Source organism: Apilactobacillus sp. (genome assembly GCF_025290035.1).
Taxonomy (GTDB): domain Bacteria; phylum Bacillota; class Bacilli; order Lactobacillales; family Lactobacillaceae; genus Apilactobacillus.
The window spans coordinates 1-9,847 of the sequence record NZ_JAMBKT010000019.1; the positions used below are offsets into that span (position 1 = coordinate 1).

General features: G+C 36.7%; 10 protein-coding genes and 1 riboswitch. Of the genes, 3 read left to right on the forward strand and 7 right to left on the reverse strand.

Annotated elements, in window-relative coordinates; translation table 11 throughout:
* Nucleotides 1-192: 192 nt before the first annotated feature.
* The 3 genes from M3005_RS04920 to M3005_RS04930 form a co-directional block, all read right to left on the reverse strand.
* Nucleotides 193-873: a DUF975 family protein gene (locus M3005_RS04920; protein ID WP_293794242.1), complete on the reverse strand. Its 681-nt coding sequence runs from the start codon at nt 871-873 to the stop codon at nt 193-195.
* An 87-nt stretch (nt 874-960) separates the two neighbouring features.
* A complete protein-coding gene (locus tag M3005_RS04925; RefSeq protein ID WP_293794244.1) occupies nt 961-2,301 on the reverse strand; it encodes a dihydrolipoyl dehydrogenase family protein in 1,341 nt (446 codons plus the stop codon).
* Between the two features lie 164 nt (nt 2,302-2,465).
* Nucleotides 2,466-3,797, reverse strand: coding sequence for a dihydrolipoyl dehydrogenase family protein (locus tag M3005_RS04930; protein WP_293794245.1), 1,332 nt, complete (start codon nt 3,795-3,797; stop codon nt 2,466-2,468).
* Nucleotides 3,798-4,030: 233 nt separating this feature from the next.
* Here M3005_RS04930 and M3005_RS04935 point away from each other — a divergent pair, with 233 nt between their 5' ends.
* From M3005_RS04935 to M3005_RS04945, 3 genes are all read left to right on the forward strand, one after another.
* Complete coding sequence (locus tag M3005_RS04935; RefSeq protein ID WP_293794247.1) at nt 4,031-4,804, forward strand: (S)-acetoin forming diacetyl reductase; 774 nt, start codon at nt 4,031-4,033, stop codon at nt 4,802-4,804.
* Between the two features lie 358 nt (nt 4,805-5,162).
* Nucleotides 5,163-5,288, forward strand: a complete 126-nt coding sequence (locus tag M3005_RS04940) for a hypothetical protein (protein ID WP_293794249.1) — start codon at nt 5,163-5,165, stop codon at nt 5,286-5,288.
* A gap of 140 nt (nt 5,289-5,428) precedes the next feature.
* The gene (locus tag M3005_RS04945; RefSeq protein ID WP_293794252.1) at nt 5,429-6,403 is read left to right on the forward strand and encodes an AEC family transporter; all 975 of its coding nucleotides are present in this window, start codon (nt 5,429-5,431) and stop codon (nt 6,401-6,403) included.
* A 234-nt stretch (nt 6,404-6,637) separates the two neighbouring features.
* On the opposite strand, the gene thiM is transcribed toward M3005_RS04945, so the two are convergent.
* Genes thiM through tenA form a run of 4 tightly spaced genes read right to left on the reverse strand, consistent with a single transcriptional unit; the run spans nt 6,638 to nt 9,551 of the window.
* Nucleotides 6,638-7,414: a hydroxyethylthiazole kinase gene (thiM, locus tag M3005_RS04950; protein ID WP_293794254.1), complete on the reverse strand. Its 777-nt coding sequence runs from the start codon at nt 7,412-7,414 to the stop codon at nt 6,638-6,640.
* A complete protein-coding gene (gene thiE / locus M3005_RS04955) occupies nt 7,414-8,055 on the reverse strand; it encodes a thiamine phosphate synthase (RefSeq protein WP_293794256.1) in 642 nt (213 codons plus the stop codon). The genes thiM and thiE overlap by 1 nt, the downstream gene beginning before the upstream one ends.
* Nucleotides 8,045-8,854, reverse strand: coding sequence for a bifunctional hydroxymethylpyrimidine kinase/phosphomethylpyrimidine kinase (gene thiD / locus M3005_RS04960; RefSeq protein WP_293794258.1), 810 nt, complete (start codon nt 8,852-8,854; stop codon nt 8,045-8,047). Before thiD ends, thiE begins: the two co-directional genes overlap by 11 nt.
* Entirely contained in the window at nt 8,847-9,551 is a 705-nt protein-coding gene (gene tenA / locus M3005_RS04965) for a thiaminase II (protein ID WP_293794260.1), read from the reverse strand. Before tenA ends, thiD begins: the two co-directional genes overlap by 8 nt.
* A gap of 92 nt (nt 9,552-9,643) precedes the next feature.
* Nucleotides 9,644-9,733, reverse strand: a riboswitch (TPP riboswitch).
* Nucleotides 9,734-9,847: the final 114 nt, after the last annotated feature.

The following is a 9,847-nucleotide window of genomic DNA, read 5'->3' on the forward strand; positions in this document are numbered from 1 at the left end:
ATAAAAAAGGGTCTTTTTAGCGCAGCTATAGTATTTAATCATTTAATTATATTTCTAATAATAGCGAAGAAAATAAGACAAAGAAAAAAGGCATCGTGAAATCACGATGCCTTTTCTCTGCTTGATAAATTACTTTATATACACATTATATAACTATTTTGATTAATTTCAAATTAACAAAATATTACAGTTTTATTGCGAAACTTTTTCATGTTCGTTTTTGACGAATAAGTAGAACTTAGCATAGGTAATTCCCATGTATGGAAATACGTAGATACCAACGATTCCGGCGGTGATTTCTGCTAAGATAATCCAACCGATAAATGAAAGTTCTAAGACAAAGTATTCTAACTTATGGTGGTTCATCATTTGACGACTTTGGGTGATTGCTTCTAAGTAACTGATTTTGTTACCGCTTAAGTATGCATCACGATAAATCCAAATTGCTTGTGAATATGAGAATGACTTGATAATTCCCGGAATAAGGAATAGTAGTGACCATAGGAAAGTAAAGATGTGAATGATAATTACTAATACAACGGTGTGCCAAAATAATCCTTGGTTATCGATAAATGAGAATGATTTACGAAATGGATTATTGAAGTCATTGTTACCACGTAATACATCAATGGTAGTTGCGAATGCACCCCAGTAAAAGATTCCAGCAATGATTTGGAAAATGATAGTCCCAAATAAAGCGGGGTATAGCTGTTGAAAAACACTACTTACATTATCTGGATCCGGAGTGATTTGGAATGCGACAGATCCCACAATAGTAGCAATTAAAAATGGGATAAATAAAACGAAGAAGAAGCGTTGTTGATAATGAAGAAGCTTCTTGGCAGCATTTTTTTCTTCAAAACGTTCGAACATGTTTATGCCTCCAGTATGATTTAATACTTTAATAATACTATAGATACTAAAAAAACCATAGCCTTCGCTATGGTTTTTCCATTATCATTAGATGTTTTTCCAAGTATCGTGACCGATTGATGGGAATAGGTGCACGTTTCTTTCGATTTCTAGTGGAGTCATCTTCATGTTAACTGCTGGGACAATCATGTCGATTGCGTTATCAGCTTGGTCAGAAATTTCAGTGAAACCAACTAGACGGTGTTCTTTATCAAAGATGTAGGCATTCTTAACAACTGGTTCTTTAGTGATTTGTCTGAACCAAGTATCAGTTAAGTCATGTTCTTCGACAGTGTATTCATCACTAGCGTTTGCTTCATCAACAGTCACACCCATTTGACTGATACGAGGTGAAGTAAATACAACTGATGGAATAGCTGGGAAGTCGATTGGTTGATCAGTTTCACCGGCAAATAAATGCTTTAGGTATTGTGATTCAAAAGTAGCAGTAGGAGTTAAGTTTGGTTGACCAGTAGCGGCAACGTCACCAGAAGCGTAAATGTTTTCAACTGAAGTTTGTAGGTATTCGTTAACTTCAATTCCCTTCTTAGCGTCGAACTTAACACCAACTTCTTCTAGTCCCATGTTGTGAACCATTGGAACACGACCAGAAGCATCTAGAATGTAATCAACAGTTAGTTGTTGGTTGTCAGCGTAAGTAACAGTGTATTCGTCACCGTTTTGTTCAAATGCGCGTAAACCAGAGTTTTCAACAAACTTGATACCTGATTTCTTCATTTCGTCCATTAGGATTTGTACGTAAGGTTGGTAGAAAGGACGTAGTGCCTTGTCGCCGTGCATGAACATAGTAACGTCTGCACCAGATTCGTTAGCCATAGTAGCAAATTCCATTGCAATGTAACCAGTACCGATCACTGCCATACGTTTTGGCATGTCTTCTAGTTCCATGAAGTCTTGTGAATCATGTGATAATTCAGTACCTTCGATTTCCACCTTGTGTGGAGTTAAACCAGTAGCGATAACGATTTTATCTGAAGTAACGTGTTCACCATTGATTTCTAGAGTGTGAGCATCAGTGAACTTAGCAAAACCATGGATAACATCCATGCCTAGGCTCTTCATAGTAGCTTCACGGTCTACTTTAATGGGTAGAATTCCTTCACGTTTGTGTTTGATGTTTTCTTTCCAGTTAAGCTTTGTATCACCTTCAACGATACCTTTCATTCTTCTTTGGGTTTTAGCCAAAGTAACAGGTCCATCTAAAGTGATTTTGGCGTTACAACCCCAGTTAGGGCAAGTTCCACCAACAGCAACTGCTTCTACGAAAGCAATTTTGAAACCTTGTTTGCAAAGTGTCTTGGCACCGTCGAAAGCGGCGTGTCCAGATCCGATGTAAACAACATCGTAATCGAAGTTAGGATTTTTCATAATCATTAGCCTCCATATTTTTATGGCATATTTAATTTTCCTGTATACTTTAAATTTACATTATTATAGGAAATAACACAAATATATTGACTATGATTTAATCGTAAAAAACCGCATTAGACAAATTGTCCAATGCGGTTTTAACTGGTAAACTTAATTTAGTTTTATAGTTGTTGCCATGCATCGCTTCCGATAGTTGGGAATAGGTGCACGATTTTGTTAATTTGTGATTTGTCTAATTGTAAAGCGACGGCTGGTAGAATTGAATCAATCACACTATCAGCTTCAGGTGAAACTTCTGTTGCACCAACTAGATGGTGTTGTTTGTCAAAGACTAATGTACGCTTAGCAATGTGTTCATTAGTAATTGCACGATACCAATCTGTAGTCATGTCATGTTCTTCAACAGTGTATTCGTCACTCTTCTTTGCTTCTTCAACAGAGATACCCACTTGAGCGATACGAGGACTTGTAAATACGGTTGTTGGAATAGCAGGGAATTCAATTGGGTCTGTGTTTTCACCTGTAAATAAACTAGTTAGATATTGTGATTCAAACATTGCTGTAGGAGTAAGTTTTGGTTGACCAGTAACAGCTACATCACCAGAAGCATAAATTCCTTCAACAGAAGTTTGTAAATGATCATCTACAATAATTCCTTTGTTATCATACTTAACTCCAACTTCATCTAAGCCGATGTTTTCAACGTTTGGAATACGACCAGTCGCATCTAATGCGAAGTCAGTGAAGATAGGACCGTTATTAGTTTCAATAGTCATCTTACATTTTTCGCCATGGAATTCTTTGATTTCAGTGTTTTCTACAAATTTAACACCTTTTTCTTTAAGATCATTTACGACCTCATCTACGTATTCTTTATCAAATTGACGAAGAGCACGGTCACCATGCATCAACACAGTTACTTCAGATCCTGCTGCATTTGCGATTGTAGCAAATTCCATTGCAATGTATCCAGAACCGATAATCGCAACGTGAACTGGAAGTTCTTCTAAGTTCAAGAATTCTTTAGAATCTGAAGCCATTTCATTACCTGGAACATCTAAACGATTTGGACGTAATCCAGTAGCGATGACAATTTTATCAGATGAATAATTTTTTCCATCTACGGAAACAGTATGATTATCAACTAATTTACCATATCCGTGTATAACATCAATGCCGAATGCTTTTAATCCGCCTTCGATAGCACCTGAAATACCATCAATTACTTTGTGCTTGTTTAACATGTTTTGGGTCCAATCGATTGAAAGATCACCTTTAACAATGTTTTTTAAACGATTTTGAGTTTCTTTAACTTGTACTGGTAAGTCTAGAGCAATTTTAGCGTTACAACCCCAGTTGGGACAAGTACCACCAATTTTATCTGCTTCAATAACAGCTACTTTGTAACCCTTAGCAGCAAGTGGCATAGCACCGTCAAAAGTACCATGACCTGCACCAATATATAATACGTCATAATCAAAATTATTAGTCATATTTATCATTTCCTTTTCAATAGATATTAATGAAACATCAATTACATATAACATAAACTTAGTAACGGATTAATTCAAACATTTAGCCTTAGATTAATTAGTACAAGATTGATAAAAACTTTTGACATCACAATTATAGTATAAAAAAACATAAAAGTAATCTCTTTAAATAAACATAAATAAGTATATACTTCATACTGTAAGTTACTATTGTAAAGAAATGAGGGTTTAATATGACAAAAAAAGTTGCATTTGTTACCGGTGCCGGTCAAGGTATCGGAAAAGCTATCGCTGTTCGATTAGCTCAAGATGGTTTCGCAGTTGCTGTTGTTAACCGTACTGCTGAAAAAGGTGAAGCTGTTGCCAAAGAAATTAACGCAAATGGTGGTCAAGCTATTGCTGTTCAAGCTGACGTTGCTGACCGTGATCAAGTATTCAGCGCTGTAGAAACTACAGTTAAAGAATTTGGTGATTTAAACGTTGTTGTTAACAATGCCGGTGTAGGTCCAACTACACCTGTCGACACCATTACTCCAGAACAATTTAACACTGTTTACAACATTAACGTTGCATCAGTTATCTGGGGTACACAAGCTGCTAAAGCTAAGTTCGAAGAATTAGGTCATGGTGGTAAGATTATCAATGCTACTTCACAAGCTGGTGTTGTTGGTAACCCTAACTTAACTCTATATGGTAGTACTAAGTTCGCTATTAGAGGTATTACTCAAACAACTGCTCGTGATTTAGCAGGTCAAGGTATCACTGTTAATGCATTTGCACCTGGTATCGTTAAGACTCCAATGATGATGGACATTGCCCATGAAGTTGGTCAAAATGCTGGTAAAGATGATGACTGGGGTATGGAACAATTCTCTAAGGATATCGCTTTAGGTCGTTTAGCTGAATCAGAAGACATCGCTGCTGGTGTATCATTCCTAGCAGGAAAAGACTCAGATTACATGACTGGTCAAACACTAATCTTAGATGGTGGTATGCAATTCCACTAAAATCATATTATTATATGAAAAAAAGAACCACTTCATTAAGAAGTGGTTCTTTTTTGTGAGATATACAAAAACAAACTTTATTTCTTTTAACAAAAAAGTACCCCAAAGATAAAATCTTCAAAGTACTTTAGTTAGTGAGCTGTGATGCTTTGAACACCATCTTCTCAGCAAAGGACTGAGTGCTTTTACCTTAAGCTAACAGCTCAAAATATTAAGTTTGTCTGTGAGATGTAATATCAAGCGACAAATAATATTAAACCACATTCATAATTTGAATGCAAGAATTTTTGAGAAAAAAATTAATCTCAGTTATAATTTAAATAAATATTTAAAACAACCAATTAGGAGATGAATGATTGTGAGCTTAATGACTATCGTATTCTTTATTTTAGGATTCATTGCATTATTTATTATTTCTACATTATCAACAATGTTAGTTATATCTTTAAAAAGTAAGCGTGACAGAAACAATCAAAACAAGTAATATCAAGAGTTACCTTATCGGATATAAAAAATATTTATAACAAACTTATCCTTTGACTATATCTTTTATAGTGTTCTATAGTGTTCTACATTGATTAAATAATGATAATTATATTTGAATATCTATAGGAGGATTTCACAATGGGAGTATTTATTAACTCAATTCAAAGTGTCCTAGTTGTTGTTCTAATTATGGTATTAGGATACATTTTAAGAAAAACCGGTTGGTTTGCTGACACTTTTAGTAAGAATATTTCAAAATTAATCAAAAACGTCGCACTACCCGCTTCAATCTTTGTTGCAGTATTGAGTCGTCTAACTAGAGATAAGCTAGTTAGTTTTGGTAGTTACTTAATCTGGGGGATTATCTCAGTAGTAATTGGTTACATTATCGCCTTCATCTTGGTTAAGGTAATGAAGGTTAGAGCTGGTCGTCGTGGTGTATTTATTAACGCTATCGTTAACGCCAATACTATTTTCATTGGTCTACCATTAAACATCGCATTGTTTGGTGATAAATCAATGACTTACTTCTTGGTTTACTACATCATTAACACTGTATCGACTTGGGCATTTGGTGTCTTCTTAATCAGTAATGATGACCCTACTAAGCAAGATCAACCAAAAGAACATCACAAGATTAACTGGAAACAAGTTATTCCAATGCCTTTAGTTGGTTTCTTAGTTGCTTTGGTATTCTTATTACTAAACATTCCAGTTTTAAAAGTTCCTTTCTTATCACAAACTTTATCATATGTTGGTAGCTTAGTTACTCCATTATCACTAATTTACATTGGTATTGTATTAGCTGATGCTGGTTTGAAGAGTATTTCATTCGATCGCGATACTGTCGTTGCTTTATTAGGACGTTTCGTTTTAGCTCCAGTTATTATGATTTCAATATTAGCAGTTGCTGCTCACGGTGGTGTATCACTACCAGGTATGTTTAACCAAACTATGATTGTTCAATCTGCTACTCCAATGCTAGCGGTTCTTCCAATCTTAGCTGCTGAATCACACGGTGATGTTAAGTATGCAACTAATATTGTTACTACTTCAACTGTATTGTTTATCGTAGTTATTCCTATCTTAATGACTATCGTTCAATACATCTAATTACTAAAAAACGTCGGGAATGCACCGACGTTTTTTTAATACATATAAAATTGACAAGTAAGTCCACATAGCCTAAACTTTAGGTAAATTATATGCGGAGCAAAGAAGGAATTCTCATGTTTGAAAAAATTTGTTATACATTAATGGTAATCGCTTTAATTATCATCGCTGTTGTTTACATTGTATGTTACTAAAATAAAAAGAACTGACTATGTCAGTTCTTTTTTTGTGTTCTTATCCTAGCTTTTGTAATTCGTTAATTTGTGTATCGCTTAGTTGGTAAAGAGTATCAAAAACGGTATTCAAGAATGTGTAGGGTATTTTTTCAGTGCTTTCACCAGCAATTTCGCCGGCAATACTTAAGATGCTTGCTGCTAGAACTGCTGAATCTAAACTATTATCAACCGCTAAACAAGCGCCTAAAATGCCGTCTAACATATCACCACAACCGACGTTAACCGCGAAATAAGGATGACCGTTTTGAACTTCTACGACCTTTTGACCATCGGAAATGACATCGACTACCCCTGATAATAGGCTGATACAGTTAAATTTCTTGGCAACTGCTTTGGTGATTTCGTGTAAATCGCCGTCACCATCACCGGCATCAATACCTTGGGCGTTCCATTCGATGTCAGCTAAAAAGGCCAATTCACCGGCGTTACCACGAACACCATTAAACTTAACTTCTTTTGCTACTTTTGCGAAGTTATCCTGGCGTAATTGAGAAGCGCCAATCGCGACAGGGTCAATTATGACCGGAATTCCTTTTTGGTTGGCGTACTTACCAGCAGCGATTGATTTTTCAACGTCATCATCATTAGATGATCCCATATTGATGACTAGGGCGTTAGAAATGTTGACTAAATCAGCGGCTTCTTTAATGTCGTCAAACATGATAGGAGAAGCACCGATGAAGTTAATAGCGTCTGCCACATGTTGCGGGGTAACCATGTTAGAAATATTTAAAATAATGGGTGATTGATCACGTATTTGTTTAATAGTAGTCATTATAGTTCTCCTTTAAGGGTGCTGATTGTTTTGGCAAAGTTATTAGTTTTAGTAATTGCTGATATGACGGAGATACCGTCCACATCTGTAGATAAGACATCGTGGACATTATTTAAATGAATGCCACCGATAGCGACAGCAGGGTGGTTAGCTAGTGCGTATAGTTGCACTAGACTATCGATGCCAATTGCTTCTTTGACGTGTGCCTTTGAATTAGTCGCAAAAATGGGACCAATTCCGATGTAGTCTAATCCATCGATTTTATTAGCGGCGCTAACTTCGTTTTGATCATGGGTCGATAGCCCGATAATCTTATCGCTACAAGTACTGATGACTTGTTCAATCTTAGTGTCATCTTGACCGACGTGAATTCCGTCGGCGTCGACAGCGCGCATTAATTCGATGTCATCATCAATAATGAAGGGAACTCCATATTGATTAGTAATCGTTTTAAGTTTTTGTGCGACTGCGACTTTATTTGCAAATGGTAATGTTGAACTATCCTTTTCACGGTATTGAAACATCGTAATCCCATTTTGACAGGCATTTTCAACAATCGAAATTAATTCATCAACATCATGGTTAGTGTTTTGACTTCCAGCAATGAAGTAGACCTTTAATTGTTCTGGACTAAAATGCATTTTCAGCCCCCCAATGGTTAAGTGGGCCGTGTCCATGGCCGACTAAAATTTCTGATTGTAAAATTTTATCAATGTAGGTTTTACCTTCAATGATGGCATCTTCGACAGAGTTGCCTTTTGCTAAACTAGCGACAATTGCTGATGATAAGGTATCACCAGTACCGTGTTTTCTGACGGTGTCGTATTTTGGACTTTCCATAATAAAGCTATCGCCGTTTTCTAACAGAACATAGTCTTCAATCAAATCACCACTTTGGTGTCCACCTTTAATAATGACGTTCTTAGCGCCGAGTTGTTGAATAAAACTAGCAGCATCAATTACATCATCTTTAGTTTCAATCGGTTTGTTATACATAATTTGGGCTTCCGGTAGATTAGGCGTCACGATATCAGCCAATGGCAATAAGTCATTGATAATGGCGTGAATTCCTTGATCATCTAATAAGCGGGCACCACCTTTGGCGACCATTACAGGGTCAACCACTAGGGGATGGATATTATGTTTTTTAACGTTTCTAACTACAGCGCCCACTCTGATTTGGTCAAATAACGCCCCAGTCTTGGCTGCCTTAATATCGAAGTCATCAAATAAAGAATCGAATTGCGCATCTATCATTTCGACGTCAGTGGGTTGCACCATTTGCACCCCGAGTGTGTTTTGTGCAGTTAAACCAACGACAACGTTAGTGGCGAAGACGTGGTTTTCTTGCATGGTCTTAATGTCAGCTTGCATTCCGGCACCACCACCAGAATCTGATCCGGCGATGGTTAGGGTTTGGGGAACTTCTTTACTATGCATTCTTGTCACCTTCAATCACGTCAGCAAAACGCCAACCTTCTTGATAGAAAGCTTGTTGCCAGAATTCCCATTCTAGTTCAGAGCTCTTTAAGAAGTATTGTTTAGCTTCGTTTAAGTCGTCCTCACTTAAGTTGGTAGCTAAGTCGTCAACCATATTGAATAAACGACGGGTTAAATCACCATCACTAGCTTCACCGTCATCCATATAGAAATCAATCCAACTTTTGAACTTGTTAGCGTCAGTGTTTTTACCTAATGCAGTAATTTGTTTGGCGATTTCATTGTATGTCCAAGGACAAGGCAGTAGTGCACAAATGATGTTGATTAATTTACCTGATTGAACGGCACGATACATATGTGATTGGTATAAGTATGCCTTAGGACTAGGGGTAGCGTGTTGAAGTGATTCGTATTCCACACCTGCGATATCACAGAAAACGTGATGCGGGTGGATTTCACTATTTAAAATAAAATCGATGTTTTCCGCAAAGAATCGCATATCCTCGCGATCATTTAAAAGTGGGATGATGCTAGCGTAAATCTTGATAAATTCTGACAAGTATTGAAAATCCTGTTCGACGTAGAATTTTAGTGCGGCATCATCGACGTGTCCGTTACCGATACCTTGAACGAAGGGATGATCGTAAATCGCCTGTAAGATTGGATCAGCCGCTTTAGTTAATTGATGAGAAAACATGTATGTAAAACCTCCAGAATGCTGCCGAAAATAAAAATACCCTCCTACGCGAGAGTAGAAGGGTACACTTGTAATTTGTTTAATTATTTACAATTGGAGTGCGCCAGACTTCCTTCGCTAGTGTTAACTAGATCAGGTTCAATGGGTATTATCTCAGCCTTGCGGCACCCCAGTGGACAGCAGTTATTTATTTAATTCATATAATAGTATATCGAATTATCGATATTCGGTAAACCACTAGTTTTATAAAATCCGAATATAAATAAAGTTAACTCCGTGAATTGTTCGCTAATTAT